This window comes from Pseudomonas sp. NPDC089547 (genome assembly GCF_050280665.1).
Classification (GTDB): domain Bacteria; phylum Pseudomonadota; class Gammaproteobacteria; order Pseudomonadales; family Pseudomonadaceae; genus Aquipseudomonas.
Map to the genome: position 1 here is coordinate 1 of NZ_JBNNVS010000013.1, position 23,835 is coordinate 23,835.

A 23,835-nucleotide genomic window follows, 5' to 3' on the forward strand; every position below is an offset into this window, starting at 1 on the left:
TTGAACGTATCCAGTCATTGCTTGCCTCACTCTGCTCAGCTATTTCGCTCTTCTGTATTAAGCCTGTAGCGCTTCTCTAAACACGTACCAGTGCTAGGTGAAGCTGTACGAAGACAGCGTGCCACTGTTCAACCGCTTCCAGATCGAGAGCCAGATCGAAACCGCCTTCCAGCGCGTGGTCGACCTGCCGTCCGGCGGTTCGATCGTGATCGACCCGACCGAAGCCCTGGTATCCATCGACATCAACTCCGCGCGTGCCACCAAAGGCAGCGACATCGAAGAAACCGCCCTGCAGACCAACCTGGAAGCGGCCGAGGAAATCGCCCGCCAGCTGCGCCTGCGTGACATCGGCGGCCTGATCGTCATCGACTTCATCGACATGACCCCGGCGAAAAACCAGCGCGCCGTTGAAGAGCGCGTTCGCGAATGCCTGGAAGCCGACCGCGCTCGCGTTCAGGTTGGCCGCATTTCGCGCTTCGGCCTGCTGGAAATGTCCCGTCAGCGCCTGCGTCCGTCGCTGGGCGAAAGCAGCGGCATCGTCTGCCCTCGCTGCTCCGGCACCGGCATCATCCGTGACGTCGAGTCGCTGTCGCTGGCCATCCTGCGCCTGATCGAAGAAGAAGCGCTGAAGGACCGCACCGCCGAAGTCCGTGCACAAGTGCCGATCCCGGTAGCTGCGTTCCTGCTGAACGAGAAACGCAACTCGATCACCAAGATCGAACTGCGCACCCGCGCACGCATCATCATCCTGCCGAACGACCACCTGGAAACCCCGCACTTCGAAGTCCAGCGCCTGCGCGACGACAACCCGGAAGTGCTGAACAACCAGTCCAGCTACGAAATCGCCGCCACCGAGGCCGAAGAGCCCACGCAGCCGACCGCCACCCGCACCCTGGTTCGCCAGGAGGCCGCCGTCAAGACTGCCCCGGCCCGCGCCAATGCGCCGGTACCGGCCAGCGAGGAAGAGCCACAAGCTGTTGCGCCAGCGGCCCCTGCCCCGAGCGCCCCGGAGCCCAGCCTGTTCAAGGGCCTGGTGAAGTCGCTGGTCAGCCTGTTCGCCGGCAAGGAAGAGCCTGCCCCTGCGCCGGTTGTCACCACCGCCGAAAAGCCCGCCACCGACCGACCACGCAACGAAGAACGCCGCAACGGCCGCCAGCAGAGCCGCAACCGCAACGGCCGCCGCGACGAAGAACGCAAGCCGCGCGAAGAGCGCGCCGAGCGCGCACCTCGTGAGGAGCGCCAGCCACGTGAAGAACGTGCCCCGCGTGAAGAGCGTGCGCCACGTGAAGAACGCGCACCTCGCGAAGAGCGTGCACCGCGTGAAGAACGTGCACCACGCCAGCCACGCGAAGACCGCCGCAGTAACCGTGGCGAAGAGCGCGTACGTGAGCTGCGTGAGCCGCTGGACGCCACCCCGCCAGCTGAACGCGAAGAGCGCCAGCCGCGTGAAGAGCGTGCTCCACGCGAAGAACGCGCACCTCGTGAAGAACGTGCTCCACGCGAAGAGCGCGCACCTCGTGAAGAACGTGCCCCACGCGAAGAACGCGCACCTCGCGAGGAGCGTGCTCCACGTGAAGAACGCGCACCTCGCGAAGAGCGTGCCCCACGTGAAGAGCGTGCCCCACGTGAAGAGCGCGCACCTCGTGAAGAGCGTGCCCCACGTGAAGAACGCGCACCGCGCCCACCACGCGAAGAGCGTCAGCCACGCGTAGCCGAGGAAGCGGCCGAGCAGGCTGCGGAACTGGCCGAAGAGCAACTGCCAAACGAAGAACTGCTGCAAGACGAGCAGGAAGGCGCCGATGGCGAGCGCCCGCGCCGCCGCTCCCGTGGCCAGCGTCGTCGCAGCAACCGTCGTGAGCGCCAGCGCAACGCCAATGGCGAGCTGATCGACGGCAGCGAAGAAGAAGGCAGCGAAGAGCAACCACAACAGCACCAGGCCACCGAGCTGGGCGCCGAACTGGCTGCCGGCCTGGCCGTAACTGCCGCTGTCGCCAGCAGCAACATCAGCGCCGACGCCGAAGCCCAGGCCAACCAGCAGGCCGAGCGTGCCACCGCTGAAGTCGCTGCAACAGCAGAAACCGACAACAGTGAAGCCGCCCAGCCGGTTGAACAGGCTGAAAAGGTCGAGCAGGTCGAGGCTGTTGCCAAGGCTGAAGAAGTGGCCGTGGCCCCAGTGGTCGAGCTGCCTGTCAGCGAACCGGTGGTCGTGGCCGAAGCCACTGCTGCGCCAGTGGTTGAGGTCGCTCCGCAGCCGGTCATCGAAGCAGCACCTGCCGCTGAGCCGGTAGTGGTTGCCGAAGCGCCAGCGCAGGCGCCGGTGGTCGAAGCCGGTGAAATCGAGCAGGCTCCGGCCGTGATCGAAGCCGCTCCGGTTGTCGAGCAGCCTGCACCGGTTGTTGAAGCCCAGCCAGAAGTGGTGGCCGAGCCTGCACCTGTGGCAGTCGAGCCGGCGCCGGTCGAAGCCCCGGTAGCGGTAGAACCTGCCACTGTCATGCTGGCCAACGGCCGTGCGCCGAACGACCCGCGTGAAGTACGCCGCCGCAAGCGTGAGGCCGAGGCTGCTGCCAAAGCTGCGCAGGAAGCTGCTGCCACCGAGGAACCAGCCCTGGAAGCCGCCGATGAGCATAAGCCTCATCACGGTTGATAGCCAAGGCTGAATGAAAAAGCCCCGCCAGTGCGAACTGGCGGGGCTTTTTCTTGGGTAGGTGCCTTGGGTCAGCGCTGGCTGCCGCCCTTGTAGGAGCGGCCTTGTGTCGCGAAAGGGCCGCGCAGCGGCCCCGGCAACTCATGATTTGATGCTGAAGCCCGGGGGCCGCTTTGCGGCCCTTTCGCGACACAAGGCCGCTCCTACAAAGAGCAGCATCATCACCGCATCAGTAAAGATTAGGCTCCATCTCCAGCTCAACCCCGAACCGCTCCAGGATATCGGCCTGAATGCGCTGGGCCAGCGCATGCATCTGCGCCCCGCTCGCCTGGCCATGGTTGACCAGTACCAGCGACTGCAAGCGATGCACACCCGCATCCCCCTCGCGGTAGCCCTTCCAGCCTGCTTGCTCGATCAACCAGCCCGCCGCCAGCTTCACCTGGCCATCAGCCTGGGGATAAGCCACCACGCCCGGGTACTGCGCACGAATACGCTCGACCTGCCCAGCCGACACCACCGGGTTCTTGAAGAAGCTCCCGGCATTGCCGAGCTGCGCCGGGTCTGGCAGCTTTTCGCGGCGAATACTGCAAATGGCATCACTGATTGCCTGCGCAGTCGGTTCGGTCACGCCCTGCTCTGCCAGGCGCTGGCGCACCGGGCCGTAATCGAGATGGGCCTGCAAGGTGCGGCTCAAGGCAAAACGCACGCGCAGGATCAACCAACGCCCCGGGTTGCGCTTGAACAGGCTGTCCCGGTAGCCGAAGGCACACTCTGCCAAGCCGAAATCATGGAGCTCGCCGGTTTCGCGATCCAGGGCCGTCAGGCCGGCAAACACGTCCTTGATCTCTACCCCATAAGCACCCACGTTCTGCATCGGCGCAGCGCCTACGGTACCGGGGATCAGGCTGAGGTTTTCCAGGCCGCAACAGCCCTGCGCCAGTGTCCACTGCACAAACGGGTGCCATGGCTCACCTGCCTCGGCCTCAATCACCACGCGCTCGCCATCGTCGCTGAGCACGCGGCGACCCTGGCTGGCCATGTGCAGCACCAATGCATCGATGTCACGGGTCAGCAGCAAGTTGCTGCCGCCACCGATCACCAGCACTGGCAAGCCCTGCTGATGGGCATGGCTCAGCGCCTGGCGCACCTGCTGGTCATCCTGCGCCTGGCTGAAATAGCGCGCCTTCACGTCGATGCCGAAGGTGTTGTACGGCTTGAGCGATACCTGCTCCTGCCACTGTACCGTCATAGCCGCCCCTTGATTTCCAGCACCAGAGCCTGGCACGCCGCCTCGACCAGGTCGAGCACCTGCTCGAAGCCGTCGGCGCCGCCGTAGTATGGGTCCGGCACTTCATCCAGTGCGCAACCGTAGCGGCGCAGGAACAAGTCGAGTTCGCCTACCGCCATGTGCGGGCGGAGGGCGCGCAGGTCACGCAGGTTGCTCTCGTCCATGGCCAGGATCAGGTCGTACTCGGTAAAGTGCGCCGCCTTGACCTGCTGGGCACGCTGCTGCGACAGGTCGTAACCACGCGCCAGCGCAGCCTTGCAGGTGCGGCTGTCGGGCGCCTTGCCGACATGCCAGTCACCGGTGCCGGCAGACGCCACCTGCACCCGGTCAGCCAGCCCCGCAGCCTGCAATTGATGGCGCAACACGCCTTCGGCGGTGGGCGAGCGGCAGATGTTGCCCAGGCACACGAACAGGACGCGCATCAAGCCTCCAGCAAGCGCCTTACGCGCTCCAGGTCTTCGGGGGTATCCACGCCCACGGCAGGCGCCTCGATGGCGTCCTCGACGTGAATGCGCACGCCGTGCCACAGGGCTCGCAACTGCTCCAGCGCTTCGGTTTGCTCAAGCCAGCATGGGCCCCAACCGACAAAGTCCTGCAAAAAGCCAACACGGTAGGCGTACATGCCAATGTGGCGGCGATACGGCACGCCTTCAGGCAGCGCGTTGCGGTCCTTGGCAAAGGCATCGCGGGCCCAGGGCAGCGGCGCACGGCTGAAGGTCAGGGCCAAGCCGTTCTTGTCACTGACTACCTTGACCGCATTAGGGTTGAACACGGTTTCCGGCTCATGGATGGGCTCGGCGAGGGTGGCGATGCCCGCCTCTGGATGCGCAGCCAGGTTGGCCGCCACCTGGTCGATGATGACCGGCGGAATCAGCGGCTCGTCGCCCTGCACGTTGACCACGATGGCATCAGCCGGCAGGCCCAGGTGCGCGGCCACTTCGGCCAGGCGGTCGGTGCCCGATTCATGGTCGGCACGGGTCATCAGCACTTCGGCGCCGAAGGCCTGGCAGGCTTCAAGAATGGTGACGTCGTCGGTGGCGATGACCACGCGGCTGGCAGCGCTTTTACGCGCCTGCTCCCACACATGCTGCACCATCGGCTTACCGGCAATCGCCAGCAGCGGCTTGCCCGGCAAACGCGTGGAACGCAGCCGGGCAGGAATCACTACCGTGAAGTCCAGGCTCATTTGTCCAGGCGCTCGTCGTCGGTCAGGGTACGCGCCTCGCTTTCCAGCATGACCGGGATGCCGTCGCGGATCGGGTAGGCCAGGCCGGCGCCCTTGCTGATCAGCTCGGTCTTGTCGGCGCTGAGCTTGAGCGGGCCTTTGGTGATCGGGCAGGCCAGGATATCGAGCAGTTTGGTGTCCATTGGAGGCTTCCTTTAGGCCGGGTGGCCGGAAAATGAAAACGGGCTCAGGGCTTGTGCAGCAGGCGCTGCAGCTGGCTGTCGAACCAGGCGCTGAACGCCGGCGTGGGCTGCGCCTCGACGGCCAGATACCACCAGTCGTCAGCAGCGAAGGCCCGGCATTTCACCGCGTCCTTCTCTGTCATCACCAACGGCAGCGGCGGGTTGAAGGCCAGGCTCTGGGCGCTGAACTGTGCATGGTCGGCAAAGGGGTGCGGCACCGGCTGCCAGTTTAGCCCCAGCAGGGTATTGAAGAAACGTTGCGGGTTGCCGATACCGGCCACCGCGTGCAGGCGCTGGCCTGCCGGGAAGTGGTCAAGCGCGCGGCGTTCGCCACTGCGCAGGTTGACCAGTGCGGACGGCTGCAGGCAGAAACCAAACCCATCGACGCGGTCTGCGCTGGCGCCATTGAACAGCACCGCATCGGCGCCCTGCAGGCGTTCGACGGGCTCTCGCAGGGGCCCTGCCGGCAGACAACGGCCATTGCCCAGGCCGCGGGCGGCATCGATCAGTACCAGTTCCAGGTCACGGGCCAGCCGGTAGTGCTGCATGCCGTCGTCGCACAGAACCAGGTCTAGCGGTTCGCTGGCCAGCAGCGCCTGCACCGCGCGCGCGCGGTCGGGGTCGATCATCAGCGGCACGCCTGTGCGCTGCACGATCAGCAGCGGCTCATCACCGGCCTGATCGGCAGCCTGGTCCGCCCGCACGCGCCAAGGCAACTGCGGCGGCTTGGCGCCATAGCCGCGGCTGACCACACCTACCTTCAGCCCCTGCTGGCGGCAGTGCTCGATCAGCCAGAGAATCATTGGCGTCTTGCCGGTGCCCCCGACCGTGATATTACCCACCACGATGACCGGCACGGGCGCCCGGTAGCTGGCACTTTCGCCACTGAGAAAGCGCGCCCGCTTGCGCATGACCACGCGGCGGTACAGCGCCTCCAGCGGGCGCAGCAACGCCAGGGCCGGGTGCCCGGCATACCAGGCAGCAAGCAAACGGTCGGTGAAAGCCATCAAGGCGTGCCCTGGGCCGCCTCGACAGTGGTCATGCGCAACTGGCTGAAACCGAGCTTGCCGGCAGCATCCATTGCAGTGACCACAGCCTGGTGCGGGGTCTTGCCGTCGGCGCTGATGGCCAGCGGCAGCTTGTTGTCGCCGCCCGACTCACGCTCGATGGCTTCGCTCAAGGTGGCCAGGTCGCTCTTGGGCAGCAGGTGATTGTTCACCGAATACACACCCTCGGCGCTGATAGTGATTTCCACCAGCTTGCCCTGATCGGCCGGCGCCTGTTCGGCACTGGCGGCCTCGGGCAGCTCGACACGCAACTGAGTCTCGCGGGTAAAGGTGGTGGTGACCACGAAGAACAGCAACAGGACGAACACCACGTCGATCAGCGACGCCAGGTTGATGTCGACGTTCTCCCGCTGGCGATTGCGCCGGAACTTCACGCCTTGCCTCCGGCCACTTCCACTTCGCGGTCGCCCTGGATCACTTCCACCAGCTTGATCGCCTCCTGCTCCATGCCCACCACCAGCTCATCGATGCGGCGCAGCAGGAAGCGGTGGAAGAACACCGCCGGGATACCGACCATCAGGCCGGCAGCGGTGGTAACCAGGGCCTTGGAGATACCACCGGCCAGCACGGACGCATTGGCGGTCATCTGCGAACCCATGAAGGCGCTGAAGATGTCGATCATGCCCAGCACGGTGCCCAGCAGGCCCAGCAGCGGGGCCATGGCGGCGATGGTGCCGAGGGTGCTGATGTAGCGCTCCAGTTCGTGGATGACGCGCGAGGCGGCTTCCTCGATGCACTCTTTCATGATTTCGCGACCGTGACGCGAGTTGGCCAGGCCTGCGGCAAGGATTTCGCCCAGCGGCGAATCGGCGCGCAGGGCCTTGAGCTTGTCACTGGTCAGCTGTTTGTCCTTGATCCACATCCACACCTGGCCCAGCAGGTGCGGCGGGGTGACGCGACTGGCGCGCAGGGTCCACAGGCGCTCGACGACGATAGCCATGGCAGCGATGGAACTCAGAATGATCGGCAGCATCATCCAACCACCGGACTTGACCAATTCCCACACAGTAAACGCCCCTTCGGAAAAAGGCCGCCACTCTACCATAGGCGCGCCAAGGGCTCATCTGCCGGAGGTCAGGGAATTGGCCTGCAACCTGCGCCGGCCCTTTCGCGGGCTCGCCCGCTCCCACAGGTACTGCACCGGCCTCAGGTTCAGTGCAATGCCTGTGGGAGCGGGCGAGCCCGCGAAAGGGCCAGATCAGCCACCCACAACATCACGCCAGAATCGCCGCTGCCCGCGCATACCCTCAACCTCCCCCTGCCCCCCCAATACCAGCCGCAATGCACCCTCCACAGCGGTGTCATGCATCTTCACCCCGTGCCGACGATAGCGCTCGACCACCTGCGCATGCGGGTGCCCAAAGCTATTATTACGCCCACGCGATATCAGCACCCCACGCGGCGCCGTGGCACGAATGAACGCCTCGCTGGACGAACTGCGGCTGCCATGGTGCGGTGACTGCAACCAGTCAATCCGGGGAGCCTCGCCAGCCGCCAGCCAGGCCCGCTCGGCCCCGGCTTCAATATCACCCGCCAGCAACAATCGCTCACCCCGCGCCTCGACCAGCAGGACACAGGAACGGTCATTGCTACTGCGCCCATCAACCCAGCGCCACAGCGAAAAACGCACGCCATCCCATTCCCATTGCTCGCCACTGGCACAAGGCTGCAACTGAACGTCACTCAGCGCTTCCCCTCCAATCATCCGTCTGACCGGCAAACCACGCTGAATGGCTGCAGCACCCCCGGCATGATCAGCATGGGCATGACTGACCAGCAGCAAATCCAGGCTACCCACACCCAGCTTGCGCAAGGTCGGCAGCACCACCCGCTCCCCCAGGTCGCTTTCACCCCTGGCCGGCCCGGCGTCGTACAGCAGGTTGTGATGCCGAGTGCGCAACAGCACCGCCAAGCCTTGGCCGACATCCAGCTGCCAGACCTCGACCTGCCCGAACGGCACTGCTTCCCGGGGGACCCACAGGGCTAGCAGCATCATCCCACCCAACCCTCGCAGCGGAACGCCACGGGGTAGCAGCACCAGCAATGCGCCCAGGCAGACCAGCAGCCACGCCCATAATGGCAAGGCCGCCGGCACCCACGCCGGCCGTTGCTGAGCCACCAGCGCCAAACCCCGGAACAGCGAATCCAGCAGACCACCTGCCAGCCACAACAAAAGCTCCCCAGCCCCGCCCAGCGGCAGCAGCAAGGTACCCAGCAACGCCAACGGCAACACCGCCAGGCTGATCCACGGTACCGCTACGAGGTTGGCCAGCGGCGCAGTCAGGCTCACCGGCAAACCCACGGCCAGCAACACCGGCAGCAAACCGATGGCAATCACCCATTGCGCGCGTGTCCAGGCTTGCCAGGGCCGCCAGCCACCCAGGCGGGCAGTGAAGCAATAGGCAAGCGTGGCGACGGCGCCAAACGACAGCCAGAAACCGGGTAGCAGTGCTGCCAGCGGTTCGATCAGCAACACGGCAACCAGCGCCAGCAGCAACGGTAGAAAAACACCAAGGTGACGAAAGCGCAGGCGCCACAGCAGCACCACTGCCAGCATGAGGCAGGCGCGCTGCACCGGTACACCCGCACCGGCAAGCCAGCCATAGGCCAGCGCCGCCGCCATGGCCAGGCCACACGCCCAAGGCAGCCACGGCAACCGGGCGGGCCACAACCCCCAGCGTGCCAGCCCGGCTATCAGGCCATACAGCAAACCGGCCACCAGGCCGATGTGCTGGCCTGAAATCACCAGCAGGTGCACCGTGCCGGTGGCCTGCAACGTCTGCCAGTCCTCTCGAGCCAGACCTGCGCCGTCGCCGAGCACCAACGCAACCAGAGCGGCCTCCCGGCCATGGGCCTCTACAGCCAGCAAGCGCTGACGCAGGCTGTCACGCCAGCCAGCAACAACCGGTGCCAGCATTTGCCCAGCCTTGACCGAACCTGTGCCGCCCACCCGCCGCGCCAGCAACTGCGCCTCCCGGTCCGGCCCATGCGGGTTCAGCAGCCCGGCCGGGCGCTGCAAGGTTACCGCCAGCCGCCACTGTTCACCCGCCCGCACTGGCGGCCCGTCGAACCAGCTCAGTTGCAGGCGTTGTGGCAGCTCGGCGCGCCGCGAGTGCGCTGCCTCCAACTCGAAGCGCACACCTTGTGCAGTCCGGGCCGGCAAGCCGACCACCCGCCCCTCCAGCCACAGCGTGCGGCCATCAAGTGCGGGCGCAAGGCGATCATCCAGCGCCCCTTGTGCAGACCAGCACGCCCAGCACAAGCCCAGCAGAAAAATGCCCAGCGGCCACAACCGGGTAAACAGGCTACCGACGGCGCCGCCAGCCAGCAGCACCAGCCACCCGACCGATGGCAATGCGGGGAGAAAACCCAGGCACAACAGCCCGAGTGCGAGCGCAAACATCCCTGTGCGCATGAGGTAGAGCTCCAGAAGCGAAATCACCTCTGAGGCATAGCCCAATTATCGGCAAAGCTTGCTCAACAATTGTCACAAACTCTAAACGAGGCTGAACCCGAATCAGGGCATACTGCCCGGATCAACGCTCCGGGAGCCTACATGCCGCGCCGACTTTTCAAACGCTACATGCCGGACCCGACCAGCATTCGGGAACACAAGTCCTTACGCTTTTTCGGCAAGTTGCTGCACGACCCGAACCTATGGCACCTGAACCGCCACTCGGTGGCGCGGGCCATGGGCGTGGGCCTGTTCGCGGCGCTGATTCCGATGCCGGCACAAATGCTACTGGCTGCCGCGCTGGCCATTCCGGTGCGCGGCAACCTGCCAATTGCTGTCAGCCTGGTGTGGCTGACCAACCCGCTGACCATGCCGCCGGTGTTCTTCGTCACCTACATGACCGGCGCCTGGCTGATGCAGGTGCCGCCACGCACCCTGCCCGACGAACTGACCTTCCAGTGGATCACCGACCAGCTGTCGACGCTGTGGCAGCCCTTCCTGCTCGGCTCGGTGGTGTGCGGCGTGGTGCTGGGAATCGCGGGCTACTTTGCCACCATGCTCTACTGGCGCTGGTGGGTGGGCCGGCAATGGCGCCGCCGCCAATGCCGTTGCAAGGCCTCAGGCCCGCATGCCGCGGCCGCTGACCAACAGGCGGACACACACACCATAGAGCACCGCGGTGGCGACCAGCATGAAGGTAATCGCCGTGCCAATGCTGATGTCCGACACCCCTAGAATGCCGTAGCGGAACGAGTTGACCATGTGCAGCACCGGGTTGGCCAGCGACACGGTCTGCCAGAACGGCGGCAACAGGTTGATCGAGTAGAACACCCCGCCCAGGTAGGTCAGCGGTGTCAGCACGAAGGTGGGAATGATCGAAATATCGTCGAAGTTGCGTGCAAACACCGCGTTGACGAAGCCCAGCAGCGAGAAAATGGTGGCAGTCAGCAGCACCACGACCACCGTCACACCCAAGTGATGCACCTGAAGGTCGGTAAAGAACATCGACAGGATGGTCACGATCACCCCCACCGCCAAACCGCGCAACACACCGCCCAGCACATAGCCGACCAGAATGGTATGCGGCGATACCGGCGACACCATCAGTTCTTCGATCGAACGCTGGAATTTGCTGCCGAAGAAGCTCGACACCACGTTGCCGTAGGAGTTGGTGATTACCGACATCATGATCAGCCCCGGCACGATGTACTGCATGTAGGTGAAACCACCCATGTCGCCGATCTGCCGGCCGATCAGGTTACCGAAGATGACGAAGTACAGAACCATGGTGATGGCTGGCGGCAGAAGGGTCTGCGGCCAGATGCGCAGAAAGCGCCGTACTTCGCGGTAGACGATGGTGTTAAGGGCGACCCAGTTGGTGCGCAGTTCCACACTCATACGGCCACCTTCGACAGGTTTTTTTCCACCAGGGACACGAACAGCTCCTCGAGTCGGTTGGTCTTGTTGCGCAGGCTCTGCACCTCGATGTTCTGCAGCGCCAGCTGGCCGAACAGCGCGGTAATGCCGATATCCTTCTCCACTTGCACCTCAAGGGTGTGCGGGGTCAACAGCCGGCACGGGTAGCCTTGCAGTACCGGCGCACTGGTCAGGTCCTGCTTGATGTCGAGTACGAAGGTTTCTACATGCAGCTTGCCCAGCAGCTGGCGCATGCTGGTGTTCTCGACGATGGTGCCGTGGTCGATGATGCCGATGTTACGGCACAGCTGTTCAGCCTCTTCCAGGTAGTGGGTGGTGAGGATGATGGTGATGCCTTTCTGGTTCAGTTCGGTGAGGAAGCTCCACATCGAACGGCGCAGCTCGATGTCCACCCCGGCAGTGGGTTCGTCGAGTATCAGCAGGCGTGGCTCGTGGATCAGCGCACGGGCGATCATCAAGCGGCGCTTCATGCCGCCCGACAGCGAACGCGACTGCACATCACGCTTGTCCCACAGGCCCAGCTGGGTCAGGTACTGCTCGGCGCGCTCCTTGGCCAGCTTGGGCGGAATGCCGTAGTAGCCGGCCTGGGTCACGACGATGTCGAAGGTTTTCTCGAACTGGTTGAAGTTGAATTCCTGCGGCACCACGCCCAGGCAGCGCTTGAGCGCCGAAGGCTCGCGGTCCAGGTCGTGGCCAAACACATTGACCGTGCCGCTGGTCTTGTTTACCAGGGTAGAGAGGATGCCGATGGTGGTGGACTTGCCGGCGCCGTTAGGGCCGAGCAAGGCGAAGAAGTCGCCTTCGGCAACGTCCAGATCGATCCCTTGGAGGGCCTGGAAGCCATTGCCGTAGGTTTTGGTCAGCTGTCGAATGGACAGGGCAGAACTCATAGCGGGTCACGTACCGAGTGAAAAGGTCAGGACACGCCAGGGCAGATCACTGGCGCAGTGAGTGCGGCCATGGTGCAAGGCCAGGCCGCACAAGTACAGTCACATCTATTGATAATGACTATCGAAGAAGGCTCAGGTGAGGGCAGTCATCACCGCCGCCTGATAGGCCGTGCGCGCTTTCAACCGCTCGTACCAGGCTTCCAGGTGGTGCATGGCCGGGCGCTCGATGGGCATTTCGAACCAGGCATAGACAAAGCTACCCAGTGGGATGTCGCCCATGCCTATCTGGTCACCAGAAAGGTACGGCTGTGTGGCCAGGGTTTCGTCGGCGATTGCCAGCAACTGTGCGCATTGCTTGTGCGCGGCATTGATCGCCACCCAGTCGCGCTGGTCTTCCGGGGTGCGCAGCAGGCCCCAGAACAGCGGGCGGAACGGTGCGGCGAACGATGAGGTGGTCCAGTCCATCCACTTGTCGGCCAGGGCGCGCTGGCGCGGGTCTTCGAGGTACCAGCCCTGCTCTGCGCCGTATTCGGCGCACAGGTAGCGCACGATGGTGTTGGACTCCCACAGGGTCAGGTCGCCGTCCTCCAGCATGGGTACCAGGCCGTTGGGGTTGCGGGCACGGTAGTGCGGCTCGTTGACCACGCCGAAGCCGCCACCGGCGTCGATGGACTCGAAGTCCAGGCCCAGTTCGTGGGCGATCCACAGTGCCTTGCGCACATTGCTCGAATTCTTGCGGCCCCAGATCTTCAGCATGGCGATGTCCTTATGGATGCAAAGGGTGAACAGTCTACTCCAGAGTTTTGTCGCCTGTACCGGCCTCTTCGCGGGTGAACCCGCTCCCACAGGATCACCACAGCCCTCAGGTTCGTTGATCCCTGTGGGAGCGGGTTCACCCGCGAAGAGGCCGGCACAGGAAAACAATGCACTGAAACTCCCACCGCCACACCCTGTCACTGTTCTGACCCTGCCGTTCACAGCGTTGCGTCTAAGCTATCCGGGACGGCTCAAGCCCTTGGTTCCAAGGAGGACCGATTATGTTGCTGTTGTGGTTGGTAGTGTTGGTGATCGGCGCGGCTTACCTCACGCACCGACGCCTGGCGCCCTTGCAGATTCTCGGGGTCATGGCGGCCTACGTACTGCTGATGGGCATTTTCAGCAACGCCCCCGGCTGGCTGCTGGCCCTGATCTGGATCGTATTGGCGCTGAAAATAGCCTTGGTGGCGCTACCGGAATGGCGCCGCAAGGTCTTCACCGGGCCGGTATTCAACTGGTTCCAGCGTACCCTGCCGCCGATGTCACAGACCGAGCGCGAAGCCATCGAAGCCGGCACCGTCTGGTGGGATGGTGAGCTGTTCAGCGGCCGCCCCGACTGGCGCATCCTGCTCGATTACCCGGCGCCGAAACTCACCGAAGAGGAACAGGCCTTCATCGATGGCCCCACTGAAGAACTCTGCGCCATGGTCAGCGACTGGCAGATCGGCCAGGACCTCGACCTGCCGCCCGAAGCCTGGGCGTACATCAAGCAGAACGGCTTCTTCGCCCTGATCATCCCCAAGGAATACGGCGGCAAGGGTTTCTCCGCCTACGCCCACTCCCAGGTGGCGATGAAACTGGCCACCCGCAGCGGTGACCTGGCCTCCACGGTCATGGTGCCGAACTCCCTCGGGCCGGCAGAACTACTGCTGCATTACGGTACCGACGAACAACGCAATCACTACCTGCCGCGCCTGGCCCGTGGCGAGGAAATCCCCTGCTTCGCCCTCACCGGCCCGCTGGCCGGATCTGACGCGGGTGCCATGCCAGACACCGGCATAATCTGCAAAGGCCAATGGAACGGTGAAGAAGTCATCGGCCTGCGCCTGAACTGGGAAAAGCGCTACATCACCCTCGGCCCGGTCGCCACTCTGCTGGGCCTCGCGTTCAAGGCTTACGACCCTGACCACCTGCTGGGTGAAGAGGAAGAACTGGGCATCAGCCTGGCGCTGATCCCCACAGACACGCCCGGTGTGGAAATCGGCAAGCGCCACCTGCCGCTGGGCGCTGCCTTCATGAACGGCCCCAACAGTGGCAAGGACGTATTCGTCCCGCTGGACTTCCTGATAGGCGGCCACGCCATGCTCGGCAAAGGCTGGATGATGCTGATGAACTGCCTGTCGGTGGGCCGCTCGATCTCCCTGCCCGCCGTAGGTACCGGGGCCGCCAAATACACCAGCCTGGTCACCGGCCAGTACGCCAACATCCGCGAGCAATTCAACGTGCCGCTGGCAGCCTTCGAAGGCATCCAGGAATCGCTGGCACGCATCGGCGGCAATGCCTGGCTGATGGACAGCGCCCGCCTGCTGACCGCCAAGGCCGTGGACCTGGGCGAGAAACCCTCGGTGTTGTCGGCGATTCTCAAGTACCACCTCACCGAGCGCGGCCGCGAATGCATCCAGCACGCCATGGACGTGCACGGTGGCAAGGGCATCATCATGGGCCCGAACAACTACCTGGGCCGGAACTGGCAAGGTGCACCGATTTTCATCACGGTCGAGGGCGCGAACATTCTCTCGCGCAACCTAATGATCTTCGGCCAGGGCGCCATTCGCTGCCACCCGTTCGTGCTCAAGGAAATGGCCCTGGCTGGCCGTGAAGACCGCGACCAGGCGCTGACGGAATTCGACGACCTGCTGATGAAGCACATCATGTTCGCTGCCGGCAACGCGGCGAGCACACTGGTGTTCAACCTTGGGCTGGGCCGACTGGAGAATGTGCCGGGTGATGCCTTGAGCCAGGGCTACTTCCGCGCCCTCAACCGCCAGGCATCAGCCTTTGCTCTGCTGGCCGACCTGTCGATGATGCTACTGGGCGGCGCGCTCAAACGTCGCGAACGCCTGAGCGCGCGGCTTGGCGACGTGCTGAGCTACCTGTACCTGTCCAGCGCCGCGCTCAAGCGCTACCACGACCTCGGTTCACCGAAGCACATGCAGCAACTGCTGCGCTGGGCCATGGAAGAAAGCCTGGGCCAGGCGGAAAAAGCCCTCGACCGGCTGCTGGACAATTTCCCCAACCGCTTCATCGGCTGCGCCCTGCGCGTGCTGGTATTCCCCTTCGGCCGTCGTCATACCGGGCCCAACGATGAACTGGACGCCGAGGTAGCAGCGCTGATTGGGCGTAGCAAAGGCGATCCGGCGCTGGAGGAACTGCTTGCCGGTTGCTTCCGGCCACAAACCGATGGAGATCCAGTGGCGGCACTGCAACGGGCCTGCGACTTGCTGGAGGAAGCAGCACCCTTGCACAAGGCGCTGCATCAGGCGATCAAGGACGGCAAGGTACAGCCGGCACCTGGGCAGTCGGCAATCGATGCCGCAGTACAGACCGGTGCGCTTCAACCAGGTGAAGGCCTGAAGCTGCACGAGGCCGAAAAAGCCCGCAGAACCGTGATTGATGTGGACGCCTTCAACAAAGCGCAATTGCTGCCCGAGCACGGCAAGGTACGCTGAAACAAGGGGGCCGTTTTGCGGCCCCCTCCCTACCGGCGTATACTCCGCGCCCGTTTCAACCACCTCGAGGACCATCCCCATGGCCACCCCCCACCAGCAATACCACCTGCAACTGCTGAACCACCTGCGCACCATCCTGGTGGCCCTGGGTGACGCCGAGCAGGTACCGGAGGAAAGCCACGCCCTGTTCCTGGAGCGCTTCGACGAACTGTTGACCCTGCTGCCACAGAACCCGCTGGAAAGCCAGTACCTGGGACAGGACCTGCTGTGCCAGGTGATCCAGCGTTACCCGCAGATTGCTCATCTGGTACCCCGCGATTTGCTGTGGTTCTTCGGTGGTGACTGCCTGCATTACATGCCTGATGAAGAGCTGGACCTGTACCAGCAACTCGAGGAGCGTCGCTACGAAGCCGAGCGCAACGACGAGCCGTTCGACTGGCACCAGGAAAAGCAGCTGCTGGCCCAGACACCGCCTTCGACCCGCCACTGACCGGGCCATTGCTCAACGCGAGTAGTAGTCGACCAGCGTGTCAATATCGAGCATCGGCATCGCAATGATCGTCAGCCCCCAGCGCCATTCATCCAGGCTGGACGTGTCCACCCCCATGACGACAGAGTAAGGGCTCGGGCTGTTCGCGGCCGGCTTGAAAACGCCTGAAGTAACCGAGCCATTGCCCGCAACTACCTGCCAGGATACACGCGAGTCTGCAACCGCTTTTTCCTCTTGATCGAGGTTGAAGTAAAACAATGAAAGCTTGAGGCCCCCGACGTGCCTGGCAACCCGGATAAAGTGCGTCGGGTGTACCCAGCGAATTACAAACGTAGCATAGGCCGCTTGCCCCCCTGCAGTTACCTTGATGATATCTGTGGCGGTCGGGGTAGCCAGCGACGCGCGGTAGGCGGCAGGTATGAATGTGTCCCCGCCTTCATTGAAACGCACTGCCGGTTGCATTGATTGCGGCGGTTTGTAGTGGTGCTTGCCGTCCTGCAGCAGCAGCTCGCCACGCAGTGTGCCTTCCGCCCCCCAGGTTGCCTGCGCCCCTGCTGGCATCAGCTGGAGCTCTTCCAGCTTGCCTCCACCATCGCACAAACTAATCAGTGGAGAGCACTGCAGTGGCTGTGCATGGATAGTGGCCTTGGTTTGCGCCGTCGCAGCTTCAGTAATAACGTATCCACCGACGTAGTATTCCATCGGAGGCATATACCCTCCCGCTGTCCACTTCATTGACTTGCTGGGCGCGTACAGCCCAACGACCCAGTCTTTGTCCAATGGCGGCACTTGGGTCAGGGTGATCGGGAATGCCACGATATGAAAACCGACTGCCGAGTCTGCGTACGATGGCGTCTGAATTGGATCTGATTGGGCAGCTACCTGACCAGGCTGGTTGAAAACCTGGGCCCGTATCTGCGAATCGTCATAGTTGAAATAAACCCACACGTCCCCAAGAAAAACAGACATTGGCATTGTCAAGGTTGAGACCTTCATTCGCTTCAACGGCTCATAGTGCTGCTTGAACCGGTCGGCACTCAATCGGTCATTATCTATTACGTAAGTAGCAGGTTTCGCCCAGTGCAGCCGAACCTCACGGCCTTCCCCTGTGTGGTATTCGATATGACTGCTATTGAGATCAAAGATCACCTCAAGCACCTTGCCGACGCTGGCGTCCGACTGCTCGATTCTCACAGCCTGGCGCGCATTCATACCATTGGGTTTACTCAACGCCAGCCGCAGGTCGGTCAGCAGGTTCTTGTACAAATTCAATTTTTGCCCTGACGTATCGAACTGCAACTTTGGGTAGCCCAGGTTCACCAGGCTCAGCTCCCAAGTCGTTCTGTTCATCTCGCGCTCGGCAACCACCAACTCACCCTCGCCTACATCGTGACCACTGCGCGCATAGCGCTCGGCCCATAAATTGTTCAGCTGCGATACATCGTTATAGCCAATGACGAGCAACACCGAAGCCTCTGCGGCTGCCGATGCGTCCAAAACTTCTTTTCCAACACGCTCATTGCTTTCTTTCTTTTTCTCCCTACTCATGACGTCACTCTCCCATCAACAAAGCCCTGATTTGCCCATAAACAGGCAACATTGAAAACTGGCATTTTTGCCAGTTGCCGGGCGTGAAGAAGCGACCCACTCTTGAAGCAGAATCACGCATTAGGATTTTACCAAGCACTTATCGGTATTTTCCTACATGCGATTATTACCTGACGACCTAATCTTTTCTTCACCTGCCGTCCAGTTGTCCGGCAGAAATCCATAGGCCGAAACACCCTGCCTACAACTGTTCCACAGTGGAGTTCAACATGAAGAAGAAGCTTATCCCGCTTGCCATCCTGCTTGGCCTTGCCAGCAATGCAGCATTCGCCAATACCGGTTCGATCAACTTCTACGGCCAGGTGCACGCTGGCACTTGCCCGATCGAAATCATCGACCCGTCGACCGGCCTGCCGGTAGCCCGTATCAACATGGGCAACGTCAGCGTTTCGCAGTTCGCGGCCATAGGCGATGAAGCTGCGTCGCGCGCCTTCGGCATGCGTGTCACCCCGGGTGCTGGTTGCGTCGTCACCCCTGGCAGCAGTGCCAAGGTGACCTTCACTGCCGCCTATGGCGGCGCAGGTACAGGTGGTGCGCTGTATGCACTGGAGCCAGGTGGGGCAAACGACCTGGCCTTGATCATCAAGGACAATGCCGGCACACCGATAGACAACGCCACGCCTTCCAAAGACTACCCACTGGATGACACAAACCCCACCACCATGATTTTCTCTGCGGCCTATAAGTCCACTGGGGCCGCCGTCACCGCCGGTACAGCCAATACCGATGTGCAGTTTCTTGTCGACATCCCATGAGAAAGCACCTCAGGCGAGCTGACGCCGCCTGAGGTTTCCTCATTCCATTCAAAAGGTATCGCCAGATGAAGATTCACCTGCGCCGCCTTGCCTTGGGTATTTGCCTCGCGGGCATGATGCAAACTGCTCAGGCAGCGCTGACCGTCAATACCACGCGAATCGTGTTCGACAGCGACAAACGCAGCACCTCCGTAGTGATCGCCAACCCCAGCCCCCGCCCCTACGCGGTGCAAAGCTGGGTCAACACCGCAAAGGACGACACCGATACAGCCGTCCCCCTGGCAACCTCGCCCGGGTTGTTCCGCCTGGACCCCGGCAAGGAGCAAATGGTGCAGATCAGCCGCTTGCCCAATAAGTTGCCCGAGGATCGGGAAACGCTGTTCTACCTGAATGTTCAGGAGATCCCCGAAGCAACGCCGGAGGATGTCAACGTACTCAATGTTGCACTGCGTACGCGCCTGAAGCTTTTCTATCGCCCCAAAGAATTGAAAGACCGGCCCGCAGACCGCATTGGCGAGCTGAAGTGGTCCGTGCGCCAAGGCCCTGGGCGTGTCGAACTCGTGGTACACAACCCAACGCCCTACCATTACACGTTCGGCCGCCTTGAGGTCAGCACTGCTGGTAGAACGGAAGCGATCCAGGCAATGGCCATGGCGCCGCCATTTGGTCTGCAGGTATATGAACTGGCCCAGATCAAAACGCTCAATGGCTTGCAGTTGACCTTTACCACCATCAATGACTACGGGGTCGCTACCCCGCCGATGCAAAAAGCACTGTCGAGCCTGCCCTGAGCCCGCCCCTGGGTCACATCCGATCAAGCCCCTACGGGCTCGTTTTCTATTGCTACTTACCTTGAACAGGACACTTTTTATGAAGCCCTTAGTCGTTGCCATTGGACTTGCCATGGTCAGCCAACAAGCGCTTGCAAACACGGGTTCGATCAACTTCTTTGGTCAGGTCCACAGCGGGACCTGTGCAATTGAAGTCATCGACCCTTCGACCGGCCTGCCCGCCAGCAGAATCTACATGGGCAACGTGAGCGCCGCCCAGTTCAAGCAGCCAGATGATGAGGCTGCAAACCGCGCCTTTGGTTTGCGCCTTACCCCCGGTAGAGGCTGCATACTAGTCCCCGGTGCCAATGCCAGCGTAACCTTTACCGGAAATTACGGCGGCGCCGGCGCCAGCGGCACACTGTACGCTTTGGAGCCAGGTGGCGCCACGGGGTTGGCTTTGATCATCAAGGACAATGTGGGTACACCCGTAGACAACGGGATCGCCTCCAAGCAGTACCCCCTGCATGACAGCAAACCTACCGACATGTTGTTTTCTGCTGCTTACAAAGCAATCGCTACACAGGTAACCGCTGGTTCCGCTAACAGTGATGTGCAGTTCAGGGTGGACATACCGTAAGCAGGGCAAAAAAATCGGGCCTCACGGCCCGATCTTCATTGCATCTGCGTCATGCCTCCTGGCCCGACAGCCTGTCCAATGGGTCGTAGCTGTAGCCGCTACCATCGTAGCTGCTCAGCCGCCCCAGGGCGTCATACGTCAACACCTTGCCCTTGTCATCCACATTCATGTTGCCGTCCTCGTCATATTCCAGCGTGAAGTCGGCATAGTCAGCATGAGTGTTTTTCACACCTGTCAGTTGGGCGGGGTCGTCATTTTCAAACAGGTAGCTAGCCTCGTTTGAGTCTTTACTACCGTCCTCTTCTTCGAAGTCGGTGAGTAACCAGGTGATATTATCGAGCGCATCGAACTCGAAGAACTGCTGACGAATGGTCTTTCCAGCCGGGTCTTTCGGGCTGTGGGAAAGCAATCCCTCACAGACATACTCCTCGAGGCGACCACGCCGGTCATATTTGTAGGTCTCGTCACGCAAGACACTACCATTCTCGGACAGGCGTTTGGACGTGATCTGGTCAAGCTGGCTGTATTCCTGCCCCAGCTCCTGTACCCCCTGTACCAGCAGCCCTGCTGTGTCCACCAGCGCCTGCACACTATCATTGGCAAACTGGAAACCTTCGATCGGTGCCTCGACCACGGTATTCAGGAACACGAACCTGCGCAGGCATTCCCGCCCCTGGTGGTCATATTCAAGCTCCGTGGCCAACCCTTGCGTACCATCGAGCGTGAGAATGCACTGGGTATTGCCCAGCCCATCGTAGAAGAACCGGCTACTGGTAGTCCCCAGCGCAGTCTGCTCCAACAGGCCACTGGCGTAGTAATCGTACGTCTGCGTCTGACCGAGCACATCTTTGTAGAACAACTGGCGCCCCAGCAGACTGGTGCCATATTCCATGGACCAGGTCTCGTTCCCGATCGTACGGGTTTCCTGCTTGATCTCGCCAGTGCTGAAATAGGCCCGGGTGAGTTCCTCGCCCTCCTCTTTGCACCAGGTGAGCCGCGCGTTATGCGGGTCGAATTCATAGTCCGCCTGTCGACCCGGAATACGCCGCACTTGAGGTTCCTCACCCAACTGCGGAAGGTACTGGTACTCGATGACATTGCCGGCGGCCGTCTTCACTTTGCTTGGTTTGGTCTGGCCTGGCTCGTACTGCATGTGGCGAACCCGCCCCCCGGTAACGGAGGTAATCATTCGGTTCAGGCCGTCGAAAACCTGCTCACCCAGCACGATGCCCCCGACGCTGATGCTGATCGGCAGGTCTTCACTGCTGTGCACAGCATAGTCGCGATGCACCACGGACCTGTCTGCCAGGGTCTGGTCCACCAGACGGCCGAATACGTCATGGCTAGAACGGGTGATGGTGTCGCGTGCATCGATTTCGCGCACATTTCGCCCCAGCCCGTCATAGAAATACTCATGTTTGGCATACAGCTTGTTCGCCAGGTCGAATCGCCGAACCAAGGCAGGTTGCTCAAACAAATTCAGCCAGGTGGTGGTCTTGCCCAGGCTCAGCGTTCCATCGGCAGACTCACTCCACACGGTCTGGGTAGGCAAGTTGCCTTTGGGGTCCGAACCGAAAGGGTTGGACCCGATCAGGTCTTGCTCCTGGAACCGCTTGACACCATCCGGACCGATCTCGCAACGCTGCTGCCCCCAGTCGTCGTAGTCATAGCGGGTCGCCAGCGGCATTTGCTCGGCGCCCTTCCAATCGTATTCGACGGCTTCGGTCAACTGGCCAAGCTCATCGTAGGTAAACGCATTACGAGGGCGGAAGACCTGACGCAGAAGGGCATCCCCACCGTCGACATCGGCATCATGACGCTCCTCCCTGGCCACTCGTCCCAGACCATCGATGTACGAGCGGACAGCAACCCCCTTGACATCCACCCGACTTTGCGAGGCCTGGCCACCAGCCCCGCTCACAAGCCCGTACTCGTAGGTGCGGGACGCCTTGTACTTGTCGTCATTGGGCGACACCGTTTCCCGAATCACACGGCGCAGAGCGTCGTAGGCGTACTCGATTTCAACATCGTTGTCATCGCGATTCAGAACGGGCTCGCCAATGAGTATCGAATGCTTAAGCGTAATCACCTTGCAAACATTGCGCGGCAGGCCAGTAACCGGGTCGATCTCGCCATGATCGAAGCCAGTCACCTGCTGCTCGGTCACCAGCACAGGGTGCCCAGCAAGGTCTTCCGTGCTGTAAGTAAAACCGGTGTTGGTGCTTTTACCGCCCATGAGCAAGGTTTGCAGCAACGGGCGCCCATGGCGCAGCAGGTCGGTGGCATCATCGATCGGGCGGGTGGTAGTGACCTGCAACGGCGGCTGCTCCACCTCGCCAACCACTTCAAACAGGCTCTCCTTTGTCAGCACCAACCACACGGACGCGGGCAGTTTGGCCGAGGCCCCCGGGTACCCCACCCGAGGGAGCTCTTCATACTCGAAGTGTCGACGCAATACAGGTGCAGGCTCGTCGCCACCCGCCGCAGGGTATTCCGTCACGCTCTTCTGGTTGCGCACGAAACCGTCCGGATCATCCTCGCCAGGGTAATACTCGATAACGGTACGCTGCCCGGTGGGCAAGGTCTGAGCAATCAAATTGCCATGCAGGTCATACTCGGTTCTGGTGGCAGGCTCCTCGCGTACCCGAGAGGCCTCCCCCTGCACCGACCATGTGCTGCCTTGCTCCAGCGGTAGCTGGAAGTTGCTCGGCTGATTGTCGAATTCAGTCGCCGTATTGCCGTGATACGTTGTGCTGCTGGCGACTTGGTTCTTGCCCTGCACAACAACCTCATTCACCTGCAAGTGAAAACGGTTGTAAGTGCGCTCGGTGGTGCGCAACACCTGGTCCTTGCCATCAGCGCCCTTGCCCCATTGGTGAGCCATACTGGCATACAGGTAATCGGACCGGGCGCGATAGAGGTTGTCTTCGCCATCGTCACGCCAGCTGACACCGCTGCCATTACCTACAAAGTTGTGCGGGGCCTGAATACCCTCATTCAAGATGGTATAGGTGTAGGTGGTTTTCATCGACGGCTGGCCTGCGCCAGGGTTGACGGTATGAGAGGTTACCCGCGGTATCGCTGCGCGCGCGCCCCCCCCTGGCAGCAGGTGGCCGGTATCGCCATTCTCCCCATAGCGGATATCTTCCACACTACCGTAGGGTGTCGATACCTTGGCCAGGCAAGTAAGCCCATTGGCGGTGGTGTATTCAAAACGCCAGTTGCCACCTGCTTCACCCGGCAAGTCAACTTGGCGCAACTCGCCACCGGTCAGGCTGAGCTTGTACTCTGCGACCGGCTTGCCATCATTGGCATGGGGGTGCAGCTTGAGGATTACCGTGGTGCCATAGCTGATTTCCAGCAATACCAGGCCCGTGCCGTCGACAATCTGCTCCAGCCTTTGGTTGTTGTCATACTTCAACAGGATACGATGGCCCGATGCCGCGCGGATCTCTGAAGGTAATGCCACCACATTATTCCCGGTCCCGTACTCACTCAGGACTTCTTCCATGTGGGACTTGTGAACCACACGATACTGCTTCTTGCCTCCCGCACTGTCATCGAAAAAGCGAAACATTTCGAGTTTTCTTTCCTTGATGCCTGGCTCATCGCCAGACCCGGTCACCTTGAAACTTTCGCCGGTATGAAGCCGCAACATGCGAGTGGTCGGCACGTATTGGGTAAGGTCGATATACCAACCTTGGCCAAAGCCGGCGTTCTTGTCGCTGAATGGATTGAACACCAGGCGAATCGGCAATTCTGGTCCAACCTGATAGTTACCCACGAGGGAGGGCAGGTTGATACTCAGCGCGTACTGGCCAGTGCGCGGATCGACTGTGTTCTGCACAAAACCGGACGCATTGAATGCATTGGAGTGAAGTACGGTTTCAATAGCCATAT

The 23,835-nt window shown here is 61.9% G+C and carries 18 protein-coding genes and 2 pseudogenes; 7 read left to right on the plus strand and 13 right to left on the minus strand.

The annotated features are described in order from the left end of the window. Positions 1 to 97: 97 nt before the first annotated feature. Positions 98 to 2,644 (plus strand): annotated as a pseudogene (locus tag ACQKPZ_RS11510) (ribonuclease E/G); the annotation flags it as partial. Positions 2,645 to 2,873: 229 nt separating this feature from the next. Here ACQKPZ_RS11510 and murB read toward each other — a convergent pair. From murB to ACQKPZ_RS11550, 8 genes are all read right to left on the minus strand, one after another. Further along, positions 2,874 to 3,893 (minus strand): UDP-N-acetylmuramate dehydrogenase, encoded by a 1,020-nt coding sequence (gene murB, locus ACQKPZ_RS11515; protein WP_427537916.1) that lies wholly within the window; start codon positions 3,891 to 3,893, stop codon positions 2,874 to 2,876. Then, complete coding sequence (locus ACQKPZ_RS11520) at positions 3,890 to 4,354, minus strand: low molecular weight protein-tyrosine-phosphatase (protein ID WP_427537919.1); 465 nt, start codon at positions 4,352 to 4,354, stop codon at positions 3,890 to 3,892. The genes murB and ACQKPZ_RS11520 overlap by 4 nt, the downstream gene beginning before the upstream one ends. Next, positions 4,354 to 5,118, minus strand: a complete 765-nt coding sequence (gene kdsB / locus ACQKPZ_RS11525; RefSeq protein ID WP_427537922.1) for a 3-deoxy-manno-octulosonate cytidylyltransferase — start codon at positions 5,116 to 5,118, stop codon at positions 4,354 to 4,356. Before kdsB ends, ACQKPZ_RS11520 begins: the two co-directional genes overlap by 1 nt. Next, positions 5,115 to 5,300, minus strand: coding sequence for a Trm112 family protein (locus ACQKPZ_RS11530; RefSeq protein ID WP_003247142.1), 186 nt, complete (start codon positions 5,298 to 5,300; stop codon positions 5,115 to 5,117). The genes kdsB and ACQKPZ_RS11530 overlap by 4 nt, the downstream gene beginning before the upstream one ends. Before the next feature lie 44 nt (positions 5,301 to 5,344). Continuing rightward, on the minus strand, positions 5,345 to 6,346 hold the full coding sequence (lpxK, locus tag ACQKPZ_RS11535; protein WP_427537925.1) for a tetraacyldisaccharide 4'-kinase: 1,002 nt from the start codon (positions 6,344 to 6,346) through the stop codon (positions 5,345 to 5,347). Then, positions 6,346 to 6,780, minus strand: coding sequence for an ExbD/TolR family protein (locus ACQKPZ_RS11540; protein WP_012271149.1), 435 nt, complete (start codon positions 6,778 to 6,780; stop codon positions 6,346 to 6,348). Before ACQKPZ_RS11540 ends, lpxK begins: the two co-directional genes overlap by 1 nt. After that, positions 6,777 to 7,412, minus strand: coding sequence for a MotA/TolQ/ExbB proton channel family protein (locus ACQKPZ_RS11545; protein ID WP_028614013.1), 636 nt, complete (start codon positions 7,410 to 7,412; stop codon positions 6,777 to 6,779). The genes ACQKPZ_RS11540 and ACQKPZ_RS11545 overlap by 4 nt, the downstream gene beginning before the upstream one ends. Positions 7,413 to 7,604: 192 nt before the next feature. Then, positions 7,605 to 9,821: a DNA internalization-related competence protein ComEC/Rec2 gene (locus tag ACQKPZ_RS11550; protein ID WP_427537928.1), complete on the minus strand. Its 2,217-nt coding sequence runs from the start codon at positions 9,819 to 9,821 to the stop codon at positions 7,605 to 7,607. Between the two features lie 141 nt (positions 9,822 to 9,962). Between ACQKPZ_RS11550 and ACQKPZ_RS11555 the strand changes: the two are divergent. Continuing rightward, positions 9,963 to 10,469: pseudogene (locus ACQKPZ_RS11555) on the plus strand (DUF2062 domain-containing protein); the annotation flags it as partial. A 9-nt stretch (positions 10,470 to 10,478) separates the two neighbouring features. On the opposite strand, the gene ACQKPZ_RS11560 reads toward ACQKPZ_RS11555, so the two are convergent. The 3 genes from ACQKPZ_RS11560 to ACQKPZ_RS11570 form a co-directional block, all read right to left on the minus strand. Next, complete coding sequence (locus tag ACQKPZ_RS11560) at positions 10,479 to 11,258, minus strand: ABC transporter permease (RefSeq protein WP_019098550.1); 780 nt, start codon at positions 11,256 to 11,258, stop codon at positions 10,479 to 10,481. Next, positions 11,255 to 12,187: an ABC transporter ATP-binding protein gene (locus ACQKPZ_RS11565; RefSeq protein ID WP_427537931.1), complete on the minus strand. Its 933-nt coding sequence runs from the start codon at positions 12,185 to 12,187 to the stop codon at positions 11,255 to 11,257. Before ACQKPZ_RS11565 ends, ACQKPZ_RS11560 begins: the two co-directional genes overlap by 4 nt. A 132-nt stretch (positions 12,188 to 12,319) precedes the next feature. Further along, a complete protein-coding gene (locus tag ACQKPZ_RS11570; RefSeq protein ID WP_427537934.1) occupies positions 12,320 to 12,943 on the minus strand; it encodes a glutathione S-transferase in 624 nt (207 codons plus the stop codon). A 281-nt stretch (positions 12,944 to 13,224) separates the two neighbouring features. Here ACQKPZ_RS11570 and ACQKPZ_RS11575 point away from each other — a divergent pair, with 281 nt between their 5' ends. Beyond that, the gene (locus tag ACQKPZ_RS11575) at positions 13,225 to 15,672 is read left to right on the plus strand and encodes an acyl-CoA dehydrogenase (protein WP_427537937.1); all 2,448 of its coding nucleotides are present in this window, start codon (positions 13,225 to 13,227) and stop codon (positions 15,670 to 15,672) included. A gap of 79 nt (positions 15,673 to 15,751) precedes the next feature. Next, complete coding sequence (locus ACQKPZ_RS11580; RefSeq protein WP_427537940.1) at positions 15,752 to 16,162, plus strand: PA2817 family protein; 411 nt, start codon at positions 15,752 to 15,754, stop codon at positions 16,160 to 16,162. A 12-nt stretch (positions 16,163 to 16,174) separates the two neighbouring features. Here ACQKPZ_RS11580 and ACQKPZ_RS11585 read toward each other — a convergent pair whose 3' ends face one another. Beyond that, positions 16,175 to 17,710: a hypothetical protein gene (locus ACQKPZ_RS11585; protein WP_427537943.1), complete on the minus strand. Its 1,536-nt coding sequence runs from the start codon at positions 17,708 to 17,710 to the stop codon at positions 16,175 to 16,177. Positions 17,711 to 17,979: 269 nt separating this feature from the next. On the opposite strand from ACQKPZ_RS11585, the gene ACQKPZ_RS11590 reads away from it, so the two are divergent. The 3 genes from ACQKPZ_RS11590 to ACQKPZ_RS11600 all read left to right on the plus strand — a co-directional run bounded on the left by ACQKPZ_RS11590 (position 17,980) and on the right by ACQKPZ_RS11600 (position 19,935). Beyond that, positions 17,980 to 18,525, plus strand: a complete 546-nt coding sequence (locus tag ACQKPZ_RS11590) for a fimbrial protein (RefSeq protein ID WP_427537946.1) — start codon at positions 17,980 to 17,982, stop codon at positions 18,523 to 18,525. Positions 18,526 to 18,590: 65 nt separating this feature from the next. Then, complete coding sequence (locus ACQKPZ_RS11595; protein WP_427537949.1) at positions 18,591 to 19,316, plus strand: fimbrial biogenesis chaperone; 726 nt, start codon at positions 18,591 to 18,593, stop codon at positions 19,314 to 19,316. A gap of 79 nt (positions 19,317 to 19,395) precedes the next feature. Then, positions 19,396 to 19,935, plus strand: coding sequence for a fimbrial protein (locus ACQKPZ_RS11600; protein WP_427537952.1), 540 nt, complete (start codon positions 19,396 to 19,398; stop codon positions 19,933 to 19,935). A 49-nt stretch (positions 19,936 to 19,984) separates the two neighbouring features. On the opposite strand, the gene ACQKPZ_RS11605 is transcribed toward ACQKPZ_RS11600, so the two are convergent. Next, positions 19,985 to 23,833, minus strand: a complete 3,849-nt coding sequence (locus ACQKPZ_RS11605; RefSeq protein ID WP_427537955.1) for a hypothetical protein — start codon at positions 23,831 to 23,833, stop codon at positions 19,985 to 19,987. Positions 23,834 to 23,835: the final 2 nt, after the last annotated feature.